At 36.9% G+C, this 19,264-nt stretch carries 16 protein-coding genes and 1 riboswitch; of the genes, 5 read left to right on the top strand and 11 right to left on the bottom strand.

Annotation, left to right across the window (positions count from 1 at the left end; all coding sequences use genetic code 11):
- Positions 1-38 precede the first annotated feature (38 nt).
- The 3 genes from ACOZBY_RS20305 to ACOZBY_RS20295 all read left to right on the top strand — a co-directional run bounded on the left by ACOZBY_RS20305 (position 39) and on the right by ACOZBY_RS20295 (position 2,567).
- Positions 39-770 (top strand): ABC transporter ATP-binding protein, encoded by a 732-nt coding sequence (locus tag ACOZBY_RS20305; RefSeq protein WP_036164149.1) that lies wholly within the window; start codon positions 39-41, stop codon positions 768-770.
- Positions 767-1,519, top strand: a complete 753-nt coding sequence (locus tag ACOZBY_RS20300) for an ABC transporter permease (RefSeq protein WP_422762640.1) — start codon at positions 767-769, stop codon at positions 1,517-1,519. Before ACOZBY_RS20305 ends, ACOZBY_RS20300 begins: the two co-directional genes overlap by 4 nt.
- 73 nt (positions 1,520-1,592) lie before the next feature.
- Complete coding sequence (locus tag ACOZBY_RS20295) at positions 1,593-2,567, top strand: proline dehydrogenase family protein (protein ID WP_012291984.1); 975 nt, start codon at positions 1,593-1,595, stop codon at positions 2,565-2,567.
- Positions 2,568-2,611: 44 nt separating this feature from the next.
- Here ACOZBY_RS20295 and ACOZBY_RS20290 read toward each other — a convergent pair whose 3' ends face one another.
- The 10 genes from ACOZBY_RS20290 to ACOZBY_RS20245 all read right to left on the bottom strand — a co-directional run bounded on the left by ACOZBY_RS20290 (position 2,612) and on the right by ACOZBY_RS20245 (position 17,488).
- The gene (locus ACOZBY_RS20290) at positions 2,612-3,223 is read right to left on the bottom strand and encodes a response regulator transcription factor (RefSeq protein ID WP_031416364.1); all 612 of its coding nucleotides are present in this window, start codon (positions 3,221-3,223) and stop codon (positions 2,612-2,614) included.
- A 16-nt stretch (positions 3,224-3,239) separates the two neighbouring features.
- Positions 3,240-4,388 (bottom strand): sensor histidine kinase, encoded by a 1,149-nt coding sequence (locus ACOZBY_RS20285; protein ID WP_418903501.1) that lies wholly within the window; start codon positions 4,386-4,388, stop codon positions 3,240-3,242.
- A gap of 124 nt (positions 4,389-4,512) precedes the next feature.
- Entirely contained in the window at positions 4,513-5,544 is a 1,032-nt protein-coding gene (locus tag ACOZBY_RS20280; protein WP_012291981.1) for a fatty acid desaturase, read from the bottom strand.
- 98 nt (positions 5,545-5,642) lie between these two features.
- Positions 5,643-6,152, bottom strand: a complete 510-nt coding sequence (locus ACOZBY_RS20275) for a GNAT family N-acetyltransferase (protein ID WP_031416360.1) — start codon at positions 6,150-6,152, stop codon at positions 5,643-5,645.
- A 100-nt stretch (positions 6,153-6,252) separates the two neighbouring features.
- Complete coding sequence (gene metH, locus ACOZBY_RS20270; protein ID WP_012291979.1) at positions 6,253-9,684, bottom strand: methionine synthase; 3,432 nt, start codon at positions 9,682-9,684, stop codon at positions 6,253-6,255.
- Positions 9,677-11,524 (bottom strand): bifunctional homocysteine S-methyltransferase/methylenetetrahydrofolate reductase, encoded by a 1,848-nt coding sequence (locus ACOZBY_RS20265; protein WP_031416357.1) that lies wholly within the window; start codon positions 11,522-11,524, stop codon positions 9,677-9,679. Before ACOZBY_RS20265 ends, metH begins: the two co-directional genes overlap by 8 nt.
- A gap of 89 nt (positions 11,525-11,613) precedes the next feature.
- Positions 11,614-11,713, bottom strand: a riboswitch (SAM riboswitch).
- A gap of 102 nt (positions 11,714-11,815) precedes the next feature.
- Entirely contained in the window at positions 11,816-13,210 is a 1,395-nt protein-coding gene (locus ACOZBY_RS20260; protein ID WP_031416356.1) for a protoporphyrinogen oxidase, read from the bottom strand.
- 191 nt (positions 13,211-13,401) lie between these two features.
- Positions 13,402-14,694, bottom strand: coding sequence for a globin-coupled sensor protein (locus tag ACOZBY_RS20255; protein WP_012291975.1), 1,293 nt, complete (start codon positions 14,692-14,694; stop codon positions 13,402-13,404).
- 629 nt (positions 14,695-15,323) lie between these two features.
- Positions 15,324-16,610, bottom strand: a complete 1,287-nt coding sequence (locus ACOZBY_RS20250) for an SEL1-like repeat protein (protein ID WP_031416355.1) — start codon at positions 16,608-16,610, stop codon at positions 15,324-15,326.
- Between the two features lie 71 nt (positions 16,611-16,681).
- Positions 16,682-17,488: a YdcF family protein gene (locus tag ACOZBY_RS20245; RefSeq protein ID WP_230584424.1), complete on the bottom strand. Its 807-nt coding sequence runs from the start codon at positions 17,486-17,488 to the stop codon at positions 16,682-16,684.
- A gap of 394 nt (positions 17,489-17,882) precedes the next feature.
- Here ACOZBY_RS20245 and ACOZBY_RS20240 point away from each other — a divergent pair, with 394 nt between their 5' ends.
- The gene (locus tag ACOZBY_RS20240; RefSeq protein ID WP_012291972.1) at positions 17,883-18,347 is read left to right on the top strand and encodes a hypothetical protein; all 465 of its coding nucleotides are present in this window, start codon (positions 17,883-17,885) and stop codon (positions 18,345-18,347) included.
- Positions 18,335-18,622 (top strand): DUF2653 family protein, encoded by a 288-nt coding sequence (locus tag ACOZBY_RS20235; protein WP_008176904.1) that lies wholly within the window; start codon positions 18,335-18,337, stop codon positions 18,620-18,622. The genes ACOZBY_RS20240 and ACOZBY_RS20235 overlap by 13 nt, the downstream gene beginning before the upstream one ends.
- Before the next feature lie 49 nt (positions 18,623-18,671).
- Here the strand turns inward: ACOZBY_RS20235 and ACOZBY_RS20230 are convergent, their stop codons facing one another.
- Entirely contained in the window at positions 18,672-19,046 is a 375-nt protein-coding gene (locus ACOZBY_RS20230; RefSeq protein ID WP_230584423.1) for an ion channel, read from the bottom strand.
- Between the last annotated feature and the right edge of the window lie 218 nt (positions 19,047-19,264).

The raw sequence follows: 19,264 nt of genomic DNA, 5'->3' as shown, positions 1-19,264 counted from the left end.
CAGTTATTTTACTGACTATAGCAAAGGAGTTTCACTATATGAATACGCTATACGAGCCTGCCATTCACTTTCAACAAGTTCAATTCTCAGTAAATGACAAAATGATATTAAAGTCAATTACGGGGTCGTTTCCGAAAGGTCAAATTACCACTCTCGTCGGCCCTTCTGGTGCAGGTAAAACAACCCTGCTTAAATTATGTAATGGCCTTCTTTCACCGACAAATGGGCAAATACTTATTGATAATGAACCCATCTCAAATTATGAGCCCTCAGCATTACGAAGACATGTTGGTATTGCCCTACAAGCTGCTCCTATGATTGCTGGTACTGTTAAGGAAAACATTGCACTCCCGCGAACATTGCAAGGAAAAAAACTTTCTCAACAGGAGGCCATTCAATATTTAGAGGATGTTGGCTTAGATGAAAGCTTCTTATATCAATCCACAAATGAATTATCCGGAGGACAACGTCAAAAGGTTTCTATAGCAAGAACACTTATTAATCAATCCTCTATTTTATTATTAGATGAAATAACCTCCGCTCTCGATCGCCAATCAGTCAAGGACATTGAAAAACTCATCGTCACTATTAATCAAAAATACAATGTAACGATGATTTGGATTACTCACAATTTGCAACAAGCGTTAACAATTGGACACTACACATGGGTCATGATGAATGGAGAGCTAATTGAAACTGGCAAGAGTGCTTTACTTAAAGCACCAACGAACCCACGTGTAGCTGAATTTGTTCAGGGGGCTAACATATGACATATACGTCCTTATCACTGACATTAATATTTGTTTGCATCCCTTTACTGCTATCCAAAACATTAAAATTAGGACTTGAAAAAGATACACTTATTGCAACTCTTCGTTCAATAGTTCAATTGCTTGCTGTTGGCTATATACTTAAATTTGTCTTTGATGCAAATAGTTATATGTATATTTTTCTTATGGTAGCTTTAATGATACTAGTTGCTACGTTTAATGCTCGAAAAAAAGGAGAAGGTATTAAAAGAATCACCTGGAAGATTGCACTGACGCTTGTGATAATAGAAATTATTACACAAGGTGTCTTACTGGGCTTCAACATTGTGCCAGCAACCGCTCAATATATTATTCCCATTAGTGGCATGTTAATTGGCAATTCAATGGTGTTATCCATTTTATTTTTAAACCGATTTACGGCTGAAATTACTAGCCATAAAGATCAAATGGAATTAATCTTGTCACTTGGAGGCACACCTAAACAAGCCGTTCATCGACAACTTATCAATGCCGTAAAAGCAAGTATGATTCCTACTATTGAAAGCCAAAAAACAATTGGCTTGGTACAGCTACCAGGCATGATGAGCGGTCAAATTATCGGTGGTGCCGACCCCATTCAGGCTGTACAATTTCAGCTTTTGATCATCTTCGCTCTTCTAACAACGGCAACATTATCAAGTATCATGATTGGTTTTTTAAGTTATCCTGCACTTTTTAATGAGCGTATGCAAATACTTGAAATGAAATAATTGTTAAGCAGATTTAATATAGTTTTAATAATTTATGATATACTAAAAAGAAAATGCAGTTAGGAGAATGACCATGTTATTACGCGATTTTTTCATCCATCTATCTGAAAACCAACTATTGAATAGTGCTGCAAAGAAATATGGCCTAAAATTAGGAGCACAAAGTGTAGTAGCTGGTACAAATATTGAAGAAACAATTGCAAGCATCAAAGAACTAAATGCACATAATATCTCTTGTACAGTTGATAACCTTGGGGAATTTGTTTCAAGTAAAGAAGAAGCAACTGCTGCAAAAGATAAAATCCTCTCTGTCGTAGAAGCTATTCATGAAAATGATGTAAAAGCACATATTTCATTAAAGCCCTCTCAATTAGGTTTAGATATTGATGTAGATTTCTGCTATGACAATCTGTATGAAATTGTTGAAAAAGCGGCTGCTTACGATATATTCGTTAACTTCGATATGGAAGACTTCGGGCGTCTTCAAACATCCTTTGATATGGTAGAAGAATTATCTAAAACATTTAGTAATGTTGGAACTGTCATTCAATCTTACTTTTACCGTGCAAAGGACGACATTGAAAAATTCAAGGACTATCGTTTACGTATCGTAAAAGGTGCTTATAAAGAGCCTGTTGAAGTTGCTTATCAGGATAAATTGGATATCGATTTAAACTTTATTGAGTTAATTGAATATCATTTATTACATGGTAAATTTACGTCCATTGCAACACATGACCATAATATTATTGCTCACGTTAAACGCTTTGTAGCTGATCATAATATTCCACTTGATAAATTCGAATTCCAAATGCTTTATGGATTCCGTACAGATATGCAAAAAGAGCTAGCTAAAGAAGGCTATAACTTCTGTGTATACGTTCCATTCGGCGAAGATTGGTATGGTTACTTTATGCGTCGCCTAGCTGAACGTCCTCAAAACCTTAACCTTGTCACAAAACAAGTGTTTACGAAAAAGACGAATACAGTTCTTGCTGTAGCAGCAGGTGCATTCGTTCTTGGACGTTTAACAAAACGCAATAAATAAAACAGAAAAGAACCTTGCCGCAACCATGCGATAAGGTTCTTTTCTTATTTATTCCATCCTTTTTCTTTAAAGCGTGCGATGGCTTCAATACGATTGCCTACGTTTAATTTTTCTAAAATCGTAGAAATATAGTTACGAACGGTTCCAGCAGATAGGAATAGCTCTGCGGCAATCTCCTTTGTTGTTTTGCCCTCTGCCACAAGTGTCAGCACCTGGCTTTCTCGCTCTGTTAATGGATTTTCGCTATCATCCTCATAAACAAAATCAACGAGCTCTGGGGCATAAATCCGTTTACCATCCATTATCGTACGAATTGCAGAAACTAATTCTTCAATAGGGCTATCCTTTAATAAATATCCCCTTACACTAGCTTTTCTAGCACGCTCGAAATAACCCGGTCTAGCAAACGTAGTTAAAATAATGACTTTACAATCCGAGCCAGAGCCATGCATCTCTTCTGCTGCATCAAGGCCAGTTTTAACAGGCATTTCAATATCCATCACACAAATATCAGGCTGGTGCTCTTCAACAAGCATCACTGCTTCCTCACCATTTTTGGCTAAGCCAACGACCTCCATATCATCCTCCATACTAAGTAAAGAGCGAAGAGCGCCTAATAGCATCCCCTGATCTTCAGCAATCACAATTCGTATCATGTCACAAGCCTCTTTTCTATATGTTCTTCAGATTTTCTTTTACACTTTGATGCGTAATAGCCACTGGAATGGTTACCGATAATGTCGTTCCGTCAACACTTTCAATTTTAAAGGAACCATTGATAAACTCTAAACGCTCTCGCATTCCTTTTAACCCGTTCCCAGTCTTCCATGCTTGTTTTTTTGTAATCCCTTGTCCATTATCACGAACTACTAAGTAAACTTCTTTAAAATTTTGATGAAATGCTATTTCGCATTTTGTCGCACCACTATGTTTAACAACATTATTAACAGCCTCTTTTAAGCACATAGACAAAACATTTTCTACAAGTGGTGGCACTTGCAAGGCATTTTTATCGCCCTCAAAGACAAATTCCATCTCTGCTGCCTTTAGTATTTGAGAAATACGCATAAGCTCATCTTCAAATTTTGCTGTCCGCATGTCTGAAACCAATTCACGAACCTCTTTTAAGGCAATACTGGCAGTTTGGCGTATATCCTTAATCTCAACTAAAGCTTGCTGTGGATCACGCTCAATCAACCTTGATGCCAAATCACTTTTCAAACCGATCATAGACAATTTTTGCCCCAATGTATCATGTAAATCACGTGCAATACGTTGTCGTTCTTCAAAAACAATTAACTCAGCAATACGTTCATTGGCCGTTTCTAACTGTCCTTCTAGGTTCTCACGTTTGTTTTTGGAATAGATTGTTAGTGGTAAAAGAACAACAGCCAAAATAGTTAACACGACAAAAGGTAATTGTGATAAAAATAAGTGAAGCTCGACAAAAAAGCCAGCGCCTGTAGAAATGACTGTAAAGCCAATATGTAGACCGTACATGATATAGAAACCAACTGGTCTTCGTATATTTCCAATGAAAAATGCTGTAAAAATGGAAAGATAAACATAACCATATAAAATCGTCATGACAATATTAATAACCATTTCAAAGCTAATCCACATATATACAAGACCGCTTTTCGAATTCATGGAAAATCGATAAAAAATAAAATATAGCATTAAAAACGTAATGCCTATAGAGATTTCTATATAAGATGATTTTCTAAAAATAAAGAAAAACGGTAGAAAGCAAAAAATAATCCATAAATATATACTGAGCATAGGACTATTCGGAATAATACTATGCCATTTCCTCAACATAATCTCACGCTCTTTCCTACTTTTCCCTTATTATAACAAGAAAATTATTTTTTTGCCCATACATGCTTATTTTCTCGGCTATATTTAAAACAGCCATCTCTCTAATTGAGATGGCTGTTTCTAGCTAAGCGGCAATACTGCCTTTTGCTTTACGTTTTATAATTAATTCGACTTCTTTAAATGTGACAAATTTACTTTGCTCTTCATCATATAGCTTATAACGCAATGATTCTAAACTTGTACGTAAAGTAATCGTTGTCGCCGTATGTAATGGCGGCGTTTCATTATGAGCCTTTTCAAGATTATAGTTAGGTACACGAGGTGCCAAGTGATGAACATGATGGAAACCGATATTTCCAGTAACCCATTGCAAGATTTTCGGCAATTTGTAATACGAGCTACCTTCTACTGCGGCTTTCACATAATCCCACTCTGAATCATGTTCAAAGTAAGAATCTTCATAGGTGTGCTGAATATAAAATAACCAAATTCCTAAAGCACCCGCAATAAATAATGTTACACCTTGGACTAATAAAAACGCTTGCCAGCCCATAAAGAAGATTAAAGCGGCACAAACTCCAGCAATAACAATATTCGTTAAAATTGTGTTAGTACGTTCCTTTTGCTTTGCATCCTTACGATTAAAACGATTTAAAACAAGTACCATATATAAAGGTCCTAAACCAAACATTACAAATGGATTACGATAAAAGCGATACCATAATCGTTGTCCCTTTGAGGCTTGCATATATTCTTCCACAGTCATCATATCAATATCACCAATACCACGCTTGTCTAAGTTTGAGCTTGTTGCATGGTGAATTGTATGCTCACGTTTCCATTTTTCATATGGGAATGAAGTTAACACCCCAGTAAAAAATCCAACCCAGTCGTTTGCCTTTTTACTTTTGAAAAATGATCCATGTGTACAATCGTGAAAGATAATAAAAGTTCTTACGACAAAACCTGCTGAAATAACACTTAAACCAACTGTTAGCCAAGGTGAAACATCAACTAACAAGTAACCTGCCACCCACAAAGCAATTAACGGTACAATGGTATTAATCATTTGAAAAACACTTTTACGCGTGTCTGATTTAGCAAAAGGCGCTACATCTTGGCGTAATTTTTTTGTTTTTTCTTTTATTGTTGCCATCTTTTACTCCCTCGTTTCCTTTTTCTTATGACCTCATCATAAAATAAGAGTATAAGTCAGCAACAGACGCAAACATCACAAAAAGGATATGACATTTGTCATATCCTTTTATGAATCGGTCCAGTCAGATGTAGTTGATAGAACACAAGATCTAGCCATTGTTCAAACTTATAGCCTGCATTTTTTATGGTTCCTGCATATTCAAAGCCTAGTTTCTCATGTGCTTTAATACTACCAATATTTTCTCCATCTATACCTGCAACTAATGTCTTTACCCCTTGCTCCTTCGCTATCTCTATAAGCTGAAGCATAAGATTCGTTGCAATACCTTTTTGATAGTGCTCCTTATGTACATAAACGGAGTGCTCCATAGTATATTTATAACCCGGATAAGGACGGAATTGACTATAAGTTGCAAAGCCAGCGACCATCCCATTATCATCAAATACAAGCAACGGATTTCCTAATGCTTGCTGTTCCCTAAACCACTTCACTTTTTCATCTAAAGATTGAATTTCATATCGATAGACTGCTTTGCTTGTTAAAATTATATCATTATAAATTTCTAATACCTCAGGTATATCTTTTTCTTCCATCAATCGAATTATTTTCCTCACGTCCTTCCGACATTATCCTTATCTTCAATTGTAAGAAAAGAAGATATAGATAGACTTATCATTCCACTATCTATATCCTCAATTTTACGCCTTACACATTGAAATAACGAGCATCAGGGTGAGCAAAAACAATCGCCGATACAGATGCTTCTGGCTCCATCATAAAGCCTTCCGTTAAATGAACACCAATATCTTCTGGCTTTAGTAAACCAAATAATTTTTCTTGATCCTCTAAGTTTGGGCATGCTGGATAACCAAATGAAAAACGTTGTCCCTGGTACTTAGCCGCAAAACGATCGCGCATCGTGAAATCTGTCACATCTGGGAAACCCCATTGATCACGTATTTCTTGATGCATGCGTTCAGCAAAGCCCTCTGCTAATTCTAGTGCCGTCGACTGCAAGGCATGACTTTCAAGGAATTTGCCATCTTCTTTTAGCTGACGAGCTTTTGCCATAACTCCTTGCCCTGCTGTCACTACCATAAGGGCAATATAATCCATTTCTCCACTTTCTACCGTTCTTAAGAAATCAGCCAGGCATAAAAAAGGGTCTATCTGCTGACGTGGGAATGTAAAACGTTCAATTTCTGTCTTGCTATCCGCTGGATCATAAATAATTACATCATCTCCATCTGCTTGGGCAGGGAAAAATTGATATAAACCTGAAGGCTTTAATAAATCACTTTTTAAATAATCATCCACTAAATCTTTTAGCTCTGTAGCTCTTGGATCGCCAGCATCTAGTAATGGTTGCACTTGCCCTTTTAACCCCAAATGATGCCCCAACAATGTCCGCATATTCACATATGGATATAAATGAGAGACAGCGTATTCTTTCTTTACATGACGGCGTAAATCAGCAGGTAAAAAAACTGGTGCTTCCTTTACGGTACGCGCAGGTTTTATTGTGACCTCTTTGGCAGGACGAGCCGCTCTTTTTTCATCTGCCTCTAAACGTTTTTGTCGAGATTCCGCTATTTCTGCTAAGAAGTTTTCACGTGTCCCCTCACCCATTAGTAAATTTGCCTGCTCTAATCCTTGCATCGCATCCTTTGAATAAATAACAGGACCACCATATTCATCAGCAATTTTTGTTTCTGTAAAACGTCGAGAAAGTGCAGCTCCTCCTACTAAAATGGGTACATCAATTCCCGCTTCTTTGAAATCTTGAGCAGTAGTGACCATTTGCTGGGCAGATTTGACTAATAAACCTGATAATCCGATGAAATCTGGCTTTTCCTTGCGAATAGCTTCTATTAATTGAGCAGGCGTCACCTTGATACCTAAATCTACAACCTTATAGCCATTATTACTTAAAATAATATCAACAAGGTTTTTTCCAATATCATGCACATCACCTTTTACAGTAGCAAGCACCATTTTACCCTTACCAGCGCTCTCCTCGTTCTTCTCCATGTATTGCTCTAAATGGGCAACAGCAGCCTTCATCACTCCAGCAGATTGTAAAACCTCCGCTACGATCAGTTGGTTATCATTAAATAAACGACCAACCTCAGCCATCCCATTCATAAGAGGTCCATTTATGATATCAAGAGGTGTCTCAAATATTTCTCGGGCAGCCTCTAAATCAGCAATAAGTCCTTCTTTGGTCCCTTCCAATATATAGTAGGCTAAGCGACCTTCTACAGTTTTCGGAATATCAGCTTCCGTCTTTTCCTTCTTTTTGTCACGATAAAAATCGGTAAATACAGCTAATGTTTCATCATTTGTATTAAATAACAAATCATTGGCTAGTTTTATTTCTGCTTCTGGAATAGATGCGTACCGTTCTAGCTTCTCGGTATTTACAATGGCATAATCTAAACCAGCCTGTGTACAATGATAAAGATATACAGCATTGAGAACTTCGCGTCCAACCGGTGGTAAGCCAAACGAAATATTACTAACGCCAAGCACCGTTAAAGTACGAGGCATTTTTTCTTTGATGAGACGTATTCCTTCAATTGTTTCAAGTGCTGAGCCAATATATTGCTCATCCCCCGTTCCTACTGGGAACATTAATGGGTCAAAGATGATATCTTCAGGTTCAATTCCCCATTTTTCTGTTAGTAGTTGATAGGAACGCTCAGCAATTTCAAGCTTCCGATGACGATCGACTGCCATCCCTGTCTCATCGATTGTTCCCACAACTAACGAGGCACCATACTTTTTCACTAATGGCAATACTGCATCAAATCGTTCTTCGCCATCTTCTAGATTAATAGAGTTAATGATGGCCTTTCCTTGCGAAAATTTGAGTGCCTCTTCAATAACCTTTTCGTCTGTGGAATCAATAACAAGTGGAACCTTCACTTTTTTTACGACCTCCTGCATAAAGCCACGGATATCTGCTAATTCATCCCGATCTGGGTTCGCTAAACAAATATCTATGACATGTGCGCCGTTTTTCACTTGCGCCCTTGCAATCTCAGCCGCTTCCTCAAACTTTCCATCAATAATTAAGTTTTTAAATTTGCGGGAACCAATAACATTTGTTCTTTCCCCAATAAATAACGGACGCATAGAATCATCGTATAGAAGTGGCTCGATCCCTGATACTACGTGACCATGCGTTTTTTCTGGTAGCTGACGAGGCTTTTCATCCTTTAAAGCTTCACGAATGGCCGCAATATGTGCTGGAGTTGTACCACAGCATCCACCTACAATATTGAGCCAACCTTTTTCTGCAAATCCTTTTAATTTTTGCGATAAAGATTCTGGAGACTCATGATAACATCCTTCCTCATCCGGTAAGCCTGCATTCGGATAACAGCTAATATACCCTGTTGACAGCTCTGCTAACGAGCGTATATGATCCGTCATAAATTCCGGTCCCGTTGCACAGTTTAAGCCCACTGATAGTGGTTGAATATGCTCGATGGAAATATAAAAAGCATCAATGGTTTGTCCTGCAAGAGTAGTACCCATAGGCTCAATCGTTCCAGAAATCATAACAGGTAGCTCTTTGCCAGTTTTCTCGAAAGCACGCGTTACCCCAAGGGTACCTGCTTTCACATTTAACATATCCTGACTTGTCTCTAGTAAAAGCACATCTGCCCCTGCTTCAATCAATGCCTTTGCTTGTACATAAAAATTTTCTTCTAATTCATCAAATGTAATACCACCTGTTACGGATAGTGTTTTAGTTGTTGGACCCATTGCACCAGCAACAAAGCGGGGCCAATCAGAAGTAGAATAATTATCTACTGCTTGGCGAGCAATCTCGACTGCACGTTTATTAATTTCCTCCGCTTTTGCACCCAGACTATATTCATTTAATACAAGTGGTGTTCCACCGAATGTATTCGTACAAATAATATCTGCTCCTGCCTCTAAGTATTTATGATGTATTTTTTCAATGACATCAGGTCTAGTTAGCACTAGATTTTCATTACACCCATCTAGCTCCTCCCCGCCAAAATCATCTGCTGTTAAGTTTTCATTTTGCAGCATTGTTCCCATCGCGCCATCAAGAATTAATATTCGTTTATCAAGTTGTTCTTCAATTAAGTGCTTAGCCATTTATACTTACCCCTTTTTTCTGTTCATCCAATTGCTCTATATATTTCATTAACTCTAATGTCACATCGTAGCGTAAAAATGGTGTAATGAGGTAAATTCCATTGAAATATTGCGCAGCCACTTCTACTAATTCCTTGGCAATTGCAATACCTTCAAGTGTGGCGCGTTCCTTATCTTCACCACATGCTTTCATTCTTGCTAAAGCATCTTCAGATAATTTAATACCTGGCACCTCATGATGTAAAAATTCAGCACTTTTATAACTCGTAACGGGCATAATACCAATATAAATCGGTGCTTGTAAATGCTTGGTTGCTTCATAAATTTCTATCATTTTTTCCTTCGTATACACAGGCTGTGAAATGAAGTAGTCTGCCCCATGCTCAATCTTTTTTTCTAAGCGTGCAACAGCACGATCTAAAACACGAACATTTGGGTTAAATGCAGCAGCCACAGAGAAATTTGCCTTTTTTCGGAGTGGTTTCCCTGAGAAAGAGACTCCCTCATTTAATTGTTTAATTAATTGGATAAGCTCCATCGAGGAGACATCATATACACTGGTGGCACCAGGAAAGTCTCCAACCTTCGTTGGGTCACCCGTAACAGCTAACACATCATGAATCCCTAATGCATTTAAGCCCATTAAATGCGATTGCAGGCCAATTAAATTACGATCTCGACAGGTAATATGAGTAAGAGGGCGTACACCATTCGTACTTTTCAATAAGGCACCCATTGCAATATTGCTAATACGTGGGGATGCCAATGAATTGTCTGCCATCATCACTACATCGGCACCTGCCTCATATAGTTGTTTGGCCCCTTCAAGAAATCCTTCTATTTCTAAGTGTCTAGGCGTATCCAACTCCACGATGACCGAGCGCTCACGTTTTACTTTTTCATGAAGTGGTTCATACTTAGCTGGCTCTGCATCACGAACAATCTCAATCTTTGCAGGTTTCGCATACTTTTCACTAACTGGTGATAGCTCCTCTAAATACTTCTTTGCGGCTGCAATATGCTTTGGTGTCGTACCACAACACCCCCCAATTAAGCGTACCCCTTGATCACGCAGCTCGACAGCAGCGCGACCAAAATAATCAGCCTCCGACTCATAAACAACACGCCCATCCTCTAAATCTAATAACGAAGCATTTGGATAGGCCGACATAAACGCCTTTTCTGGAAGTTCTACACCCTCAAAGGCTTGAATCGTATGATATGGACCTAGACGGCAATTGACACCTACTATATCTGCACCAAGAATCTCTAGCTCATGTAGTGCAATATTTAGAGACATACCATTTTGTAAAACACCAGGCTCATGCATAGATACTTGAGCAATTATCGGTATATTAGTTTTGGCGCGTAGCATTTTTAATGTTGCTGTTAATTCTTCAAAATCGTAATAGGTTTCGAGTAAAAGGCCATCTGGATTCCCTGCAAGTAGCACACTTGCCTGTTCTTCAACGGTCTTTAAAATGTCATTTAATGTGGCATCGCTTTTACGAATACCACGAATACCACCTATTGTTCCTAAAACAAATTGACCGCCATCTGCTGCTGCTCGCTTGGCAATAGTAATAGCTGCTTCATTAAATCGTTGGACACTCGATTCTAGTCCATAGCGAGCTAATTTAATGGCATTGGCACCGTATGTATTCGTTTGAATGATATCAGCACCAGCTGCAATGTACTCTCTATGAATCTTTTCAATTAATTCAGGTCTTTGAACATTCATTTCCTCATGGCAATACTCCAATCCATAGCCATACAACACTGTGCCTATTGCACCATCTGCCGTCAATACATGTGTTTTTAACCTTTCCAGCAATCCCATAAATCTAGCCTCTCTTCCTCTATCTCTGTATAATAAAAAGCCTTCTTTTATATAAAAAGAAGGCTTTAACGACTCATCATTATTGTTCCTTCTCATCTTCGACTCAACGGTCTTCTGGATTTAGCACCTGACAAAAAGTTGGTTGCTGAAGCTTCAATGGGCCAGTCCCTCTGCTTCTCTTGATAAGAATTATTAAGTATGAATTTTTTAAATAATTAAAAGAATCATATCGTTTACAGACGTATGAGTCAAGACTATTTCTCACAACAAAGAATTTTTCCGCTTAAAAACTTAAAGATTGGATAGTTCTTCCGCAAGCTCTTCACCAATTTTTTTCCCATTTTGAATGCAAGCACCAATACCTACTCCAAAATAAGAGCAACCTGCTATCGATAAATTCGGGTAGTTTTCATTTAGCTCTAGTAATAAGCCTTGCAGCGCTTCACGATGTGCTAAGTCATATTTAGGCATTTGATCAATCCACTTTGTAACATTCACAACGGTTGGTTTTTCATCGATTCCTAGGCTTTTTCGAACATCTTCTAAAGCAACCGCTGCCAATTCATCATCAGTCATATCACGTAACTGCTCATACGCCGGATTTATACTCTTATAGAATAGGCGCACAAGTAATTGATTGTTTTTCGATGTATGCTTCCACTTACGACTCGTCCAAGTTGCTGCATTACAAGTGACATCAGAATTATGAGATACAATATAGCCTGTACCATCCGCTGGTAAGTTTGCATCAGGCACATCAAAGCCCAGATAAATGGTAATAGCTGACGCTGTAGTAAACTGATTAAAATAATGTGTTAAGGAGTCGTCCTGCAATATACTTTGGACTGCCTCATTTGGTAGTGCTAGAACAACATAATCTGCCTCAATGTTTTGACCACTTGTTAAGGAAATCAAATAGTGGTTCTCCATTTTTTTGACCTGACTTGTGGCTACACCTTTAATGATGTCTACATCTGTTAATGTTTGCTCTAATCGCTCAATTAAAGAGGATAATCCATTTTGAAATGAAATAAATTTTTTATTAGCTGCTTTAACAAATTGCTCACGATTCGCATCAAAACCTTTTATGATACTTCCATATTCATTTTTATAGTCAATTAAATACGGTAAAGTGGAGGCAATAGAAAGCTGGTGTAAATCACCAGAATAGACACCTGCTAGAACTGGTGCAATTTGATTTTCCACTAGCTCTTCACCAAGGTAATAAGTTAGAAATTCCCCTATCGAGCTTTCTTTTGTAAAGCCTGCATTGGGTAAAGTTAAATCTTTTAAAGCTTCTTGTTTGGCCTGATCAGAGATAAGTGTGCTTTCTTCAAGTGATGCCACACTCATAGGTATACCGAAAGTAGAATCCGCTGGGATGGCGTGCAGCTCGTTATTTGTATAAATATAGGATATACCTGTTTCGTTGTAAACGAGATGATCTTCAAAATCTAGCTCCTGCACTAGCTCCATTACACCTTTATGGCGAGCTACAATAGAATCAGCACCAGTTTCCATAATAAAACCTTGTTCATAGGCTGAATATAATTTACCACCTAAATATGTATTTTTTTCTACGAGCACTAGCTGAACATCTAAATTTTTTTCCTTCACTTGACGTTGTAGATAATGCATTGTGCATAACCCAGTAATACCGCCACCTAATACAACAACTGTTTTCATAGTAAACCGCCCCTATTTTTAGTTCTGTCTACAGTATAAACTTATTTTCATTGAAAATTACGTTAAACCCTTTACAAATTTAGCAAAAATAGAGCTATCTCAACCGTGAGATAACTCTAGCTCAAAAGAATGATACTTACTAAACACACATTACAATGAGTACTATAGTGTTAAATATTGTTACTAGTGGTCTAGCTTTTTAAATTTTGGGCAAAGCTAGCTAATTTTTCTGCTGAGTTCGTTACTTCAGTAAAAGAAGTACCCAACCCACTTAATATACCTGCAATTGCTTGTATTTTCGTCGCCATGCAATCATTTTGATCTTTTGCTTCTGTCATTGCACCTACTATATTTGTAAATTGACCTTCCGTGTGTAACATATTATCCTCACCAGATGCCACCTCATCTTGGATATTAATGAGAGATTGCTCTAACTTCTCTGTGCGTTCACTCGTTTTTTGCAGCAATAATGCAACAGCCGTGACAGATTCCTTTGTTTGAATGGATAATTTACGTACTTCATCAGCTACTACACTAAATCCCTTCCCTGCTTCTCCGGCACGGGCTGCTTCAATAGCGGCATTTAAAGCCAACAAATTAGTCTGATTGGCAATATTGGTAACGACACTCATAATCGTTTCCATTTCCTTCGACATATCAGATAATTGTTCAATATTTTCTTCTATATCATGAAGAGATTGAATAATATTGTGCATATTTTGTGATTGTTTCTTTAAACATTCACGTCCATCCAGTGCTTGGTTTTCAGCAAGAGTAGACACTTCTAGTGATCTCTTCGCCAATTGTTCAATATCCCCAGACTGCTCGCTTAGTCTGCAAAATGAACTATTGGTTTCCTGTGAAATGGCTGCAAGTAATTCAGAAGATTGTACAATTTGTCGTTCAATTACTTCTTTTTCTTGTTCCATGTTTTCTTTATGCTGTTCCACTGTATTTTCATATGCCTCTAAAACAAGTTGTTGCTCAAAATTACAAATTTTAGAAATAGCTCTTATTGTATTAAACTGATCTTGCGGATGACCAATATGCTGTTCAACCAAGTCTATAAATGAGAGAGATAAATCTTGGAATGCGCAAATATACCATTGTGTTCTAAGCCCAATATGGACGTGCACCTTTGCAATTTTCACACGCCTTTGGTAATACACCTCATCAATCGTTCCATTAAACATTTCAATAATATGCTGCCGTAACGTTACTTTAAGCTTTTCTACAGAACTATGATGACTAATGATATTTACCAAATGTTGTTCGGTACCGATCATATTGTAAAAACGGTTTACGATGTGGTCTACATTGTCCATAACATACGGCTGGAATGCTTTTAAATATTGTAAGTCCTGCTTCGTTACATTCAGCATTTCAATTTGCTTCACCATTAATTGGCGATTAGACAGATCCATTTTCACCGTATATTGCTGTAAATCCAACGCCTTCGTCTTACTCTGTTTTTGAAAAATCACTTATCTTCCCTCTTTCGTCCCGTTTACTTTATTAGGCTGAGAAACAACAAATACCTTTTAGCATATTGATTGATACAACAAAAAATACCGATAAATAGCTTAGCATATTACTATGAGCCCATTTGCTTCAGCTATTTCATTTGTCACACTTCTTCCTCCCAAAAAAGCAGTCACACATTGTTCTATCATGAATAAAAGGTAATTTGCACCCAACTAACAGATCTTCTCTATACATTGACTACAGTCGATTTATTTATGTTTGATTCATTTCAAAATTACTCATTTACCTTAAACATTTTAAAAAATACTGTCAATTTTATCATTACCATAATTTTACATAATATGTATATAAAGTCCTTGTTGTTACATTGTATGAATATCATCAAAAAAAAGCTACCACAATATTATTGGTAGCCTTTTGTTTCATTTGTTTGTTTGATTATGCTTATTTTTTTTACCTTTTTTCTATTTTTCGATCAATCATCATTGAATTTCACTATATTAATATTTTATACCTTTATTTTAAATAATCATAAATACCTAATATCTAGCTCTCTAACAATACAAAAGGTTCATTATATACATTCGTATAAATAATCTTATTGAGCTATGAAATTTTAATATAAAATTTACAATCCCTTAAGTTCCTCTACTATTTTAGCCGCTTCTTCTATGCCAGCATCTGCAGCAAGTCTATACCACTTAAGAGCCTCCTTCAGATTTCTAGCAATGCCTTCATCATTATTATATATATGACCAAGTTGTAGCTTTGCATCTGCATCCCCTTGTAGAGCAGCCTGTTTAAACCAATGAATGCCCTTTTCAATATTTCGGATGCCTGTTAAACCTTTACTCCAAATAAAGCCTAAATCATAAAAGGCATCGATATGAAATTGCTCTGCAGCTCTTTCATACCAAAATAGACCTCGATTTATATCTTTTGCTTGATCAAGGCGCCCCTCTAGATAAATACCCCCTAGACGATACTGCGCTTCCACATATCCTGCTTCGGCAGACTTTTTATACATATTAAAAGCTGCATTTGTATCTTTATTGACTCCTAATCCTTGCTCATAAATAATTCCTAGCGTAAACATAGCCTCTGCCACATTCTTACTAGCTGCAAAATCAAACCATTTTCTTGCCAGAGTAAAATCCAGCGGCACACCCTCTCCATTAAAGTACATATCCGCTAAATTATTGGCAGCATCGGCATGCCCTTGTAAAGCAGCCCTTTCATATAAAGAAAAGGCCTGCGTGTAATTCTCCTCAACACCGACTCCCTCAAAATAAAAATTCCCTAGCACATATTGAGCATCTGCATTTCCTTGGGCTGCGGCTAATTCGAACCATTTTAATGATTTTTCAGGTTGAAAACAATTCCCTTCCTTAGCATTGTAATACTCCCCTAGCTGATATTGTGCATCCGTGTCTTGATCTTCAACCGCCTCTTTATATAAATCAATCATTACCTCATGATCTAAATCTTCTTCATCTAAAATCTTGACTTGATCATCCTGATGGTCGAAATACCATTCAACAACATCAAGTACATCATCTACAACTTCTACTCTGCTTGTTAACCTTTCGAGGGATGAAATTTGCCAAATGAGTATATAGATTGGTTGTGGAATGGCATCACGCAACACATCATCATACTCTGCTAACAACGTTAAAACATTATCCTGCACAGATTGAGTTTGATCTGAATGGACAATTTGTAAATGTCGCTGTTGCTGATCTTTTAATAACCCTCGCACTATTTGATACAGTATTTTTTGCAAGGCTGTTAAGTTAACTTCAGTGAATGTTAGTAATGTAATATTTTGAGCAAACATTGTATTTTTTGTTTGCATGATTTCTTGTAGGGACTGAATGCGTTCCTTATTGCGCTTAGCTAAAATTTGCTCGTACATTGTTTTCCTCCCTTGCACATTATGTAAAAAACTGTCTTGCCATTATTATATGGAAGACAGTTGATTTTTGGTTACACATATGCTCGCAACAGTAAGCCTATGAATAGCGTAATGATCAAAAAAACTGTCATATGGGCCCACTTATTCATTTCTAATAAGCCTATAAATTCTCTTGTAAATGCATTAGGAACATAGTAAAAGGCTGTTTTTGAGCCAACTCCTTCTGCATCTAATTTTGCTTTTTTTGCATAGAGACTTGCGCGAAATACGTGAAAATTATTTGTCACAAATATGGAACGATATTTTTCTCCTTGAGCATGCTGATCCATTATGTTTTTCGTAAAAATCATATTTTCTTCTGTATTGGTTGACTGATCTTCCATTAGAACTTTATTAGCGGGAATATCATGAACATCTAATAAATATTTTTTCATAGCCTTTGCCTCAGATACGTTTTCATCAGTCCCTTGACCACCTGAGACAATGATAAACGGTCTTTCCCCGTACTTCTTGTATTGCTTTACCGCTTCATTTAAGCGACTTGCTAAAAGTGGTGGAACTCTATCGCCAATTAATCCTGATCCAAGAGCTATTATATAGTTTGGTTCATAGCGTATAGGTGTGAAATGATACAATACAGCGTATGCTAGGACACTTGTGTATAAAAACATGGTATAGCCAAAAATTAAAAAGGCATAGAAGAAAAGAATATGCCAAAGCACATTTTCAATCTGAATAAAAATAACGAATACATACCCTATCATCATAATAACAAAACTAAGCCCCATAATAGCTAACATTAAATTCCTTACTTTACGTCCTTCCTTCTCTAACAAAACCTTACTATTGAAAAACATAGCTATAGATAACATAAACATGATACTAGGAAAGCTTCCTAGTATAATAAAAATCCCCATTTCTGATATGATGCCCTGATTATTCGGCAGTAATAAAGGAAAATGTATAATGAGCACCCTGACTATATATACACCTATCAAACCCAGAGCTACCGCGTTAAGGAAACGCCTTTTTTCTGTCAGGTACAGCAATAAAAATATGGAGATGAAGAATATGAATGTAACTAGCATCGTTTCACCTCTTTCTATTATATAATTTTCCCAAATGCTACATCTGTCACTATTTGTTCAAATTTTTTGATATTGCTTATTTATAGAAGGTATTGGTTTTATTTTTTAATAAAGTTCATGTAATATTACTATATAAGAACTAGTTTATGACCAAACCAAAAATTATATTGGAGGAATGTAAGTAATGAAAAAAATTCTTGCCGCTCTATTTGCAGCGACACTGATATTTTCCACAGTTGGTGCAGCATTATTCATCTCTGACACACCAACAGCAGAGGCTAAGTCCTATAAATCAGGTAAAAAAGGCTTCTCAAATAATAACAATAGCTCAAATATCCAGAAGTCTCAGGACACTTCTAAAGATCAAAAAAATGCCACAACAAATAAAAACAATACCAACTCAACAAATAAAGCTGATACAACTAAAAAAGGTGGTTTCTTCTCGGGTGGTCTTATGAAAGGTTTAATGCTTGGGGGACTTGCAGGTTTATTATTCGGTAGCTTATTTAGCGGTATGGGTTTACTTGGAAACATCTTAGGATTGCTCATTAACGTAGCTGCAATTGCTGTTATTGTGATGCTAGTCGTAAAAATTATGAATATGTTTAAAGATAAAAAACGCAAAGAGGAAGCCCAATGGCACAAATAATTAACGAACAAGATATTATTAACGCTATTTGTTTATCTCAAGCGTATTATAAGAGCATTCGCCCAGAGGATGTTATCGTCGAATTGACATATGATGATGACACAGGCTTCGGTGCGGAGGTTGAAGTAAATGGTCAAATCGAAATACTCAATACAGGAGCCATGATTGGTGCCTTACGTGTTTGGATAAAAGATGTTCTACATGGTGATCCTTTTTCAACAGGTATTGAACTTGTTTTAGACGACGAAGAAGGCATTATAGCTAAACTTTCATAAAAATATAGCCGTACAATGAATCTTTCACCAGATTCATTGTACGGCTATTTTACTTTTTCAAACGTTTCTTAACCGCAACCGCTTCCTCCTCATTTAAGGAAAAGTCTACGATAGAGCGGCCAAGCGTGAGCAACATAATAAACATTACACCCGTACCTACAATAAGATAGATCATGGTAAAAATCTTGGAGAACGAGGTTGTTGGGTATAGCCCCGTTTCTACGCCTGTTGGAATCAAGCTGACTACGGCAAAATACATGGCATCTAGCCAATGCCACCCCTCTGTCCCCTTGTAAAACAACGTACCCGATAGAATGATGAGGAATAGAGTTGTAAATAATGAAAGAAACTGGGGTCTTTTAAATGACCGCCACAATCCTTTAACTAATCTTTTGGTAGATAAAATAAATGATAACATCCTCATTTTCCTTTCTTTAATTCAGTAAACTCTATATAAGTACGAATTAAAAGTATTGCTTATATTCATATATTATCCTCTAACCCAGGTATTTACCTACTATAATTTTATCTAGACAAATCTTATTTCTTTTAATCATAAAAAAACACCCTATAACTATCATTAGAGGGGTATTCAACACATTTATTTTTAAACCTGATCTAAATTGTAGTAATTTAGGACAA

It is taken from the genome of Lysinibacillus sp. NPDC056220 (genome assembly GCF_049315265.1).
GTDB classification, from domain to species: Bacteria; Bacillota; Bacilli; order Bacillales_A; family Planococcaceae; genus Lysinibacillus; species Lysinibacillus pinottii.
This window is presented reverse-complemented; position numbering and strand designations above follow the sequence as displayed.

Bases quoted from the DNA above. Each gene is read 5' to 3' on its own strand.
- metH (WP_012291979.1), bottom strand. From the start codon at position 9,684: ATGGCTAAGCACTTAATTGAAGAACAACTTGATAAACGAATATTAATT.
- ACOZBY_RS20295 (WP_012291984.1), top strand. From the start codon at position 1,593: ATGTTATTACGCGATTTTTTCATCCATCTATCTGAAAACCAACTATTG.
- ACOZBY_RS20265 (WP_031416357.1), bottom strand. From the start codon at position 11,524: ATGGGATTGCTGGAAAGGTTAAAAACACATGTATTGACGGCAGATGGT.
- ACOZBY_RS20305 (WP_036164149.1), top strand. From the start codon at position 39: ATGAATACGCTATACGAGCCTGCCATTCACTTTCAACAAGTTCAATTC.
- ACOZBY_RS20250 (WP_031416355.1), bottom strand. From the start codon at position 16,610: ATGTACGAGCAAATTTTAGCTAAGCGCAATAAGGAACGCATTCAGTCC.
- ACOZBY_RS20230 (WP_230584423.1), bottom strand. From the start codon at position 19,046: ATGAGGATGTTATCATTTATTTTATCTACCAAAAGATTAGTTAAAGGA.
- ACOZBY_RS20260 (WP_031416356.1), bottom strand. From the start codon at position 13,210: ATGAAAACAGTTGTTGTATTAGGTGGCGGTATTACTGGGTTATGCACA.
- ACOZBY_RS20235 (WP_008176904.1), top strand. From the start codon at position 18,335: ATGGCACAAATAATTAACGAACAAGATATTATTAACGCTATTTGTTTA.
- ACOZBY_RS20245 (WP_230584424.1), bottom strand. From the start codon at position 17,488: ATGTTTATGTTATCTATAGCTATGTTTTTCAATAGTAAGGTTTTGTTA.
- ACOZBY_RS20280 (WP_012291981.1), bottom strand. From the start codon at position 5,544: ATGGCAACAATAAAAGAAAAAACAAAAAAATTACGCCAAGATGTAGCG.
- ACOZBY_RS20285 (WP_418903501.1), bottom strand. From the start codon at position 4,388: ATGTTGAGGAAATGGCATAGTATTATTCCGAATAGTCCTATGCTCAGT.
- ACOZBY_RS20240 (WP_012291972.1), top strand. From the start codon at position 17,883: ATGAAAAAAATTCTTGCCGCTCTATTTGCAGCGACACTGATATTTTCC.
- ACOZBY_RS20290 (WP_031416364.1), bottom strand. From the start codon at position 3,223: ATGATACGAATTGTGATTGCTGAAGATCAGGGGATGCTATTAGGCGCT.
- ACOZBY_RS20300 (WP_422762640.1), top strand. From the start codon at position 767: ATGACATATACGTCCTTATCACTGACATTAATATTTGTTTGCATCCCT.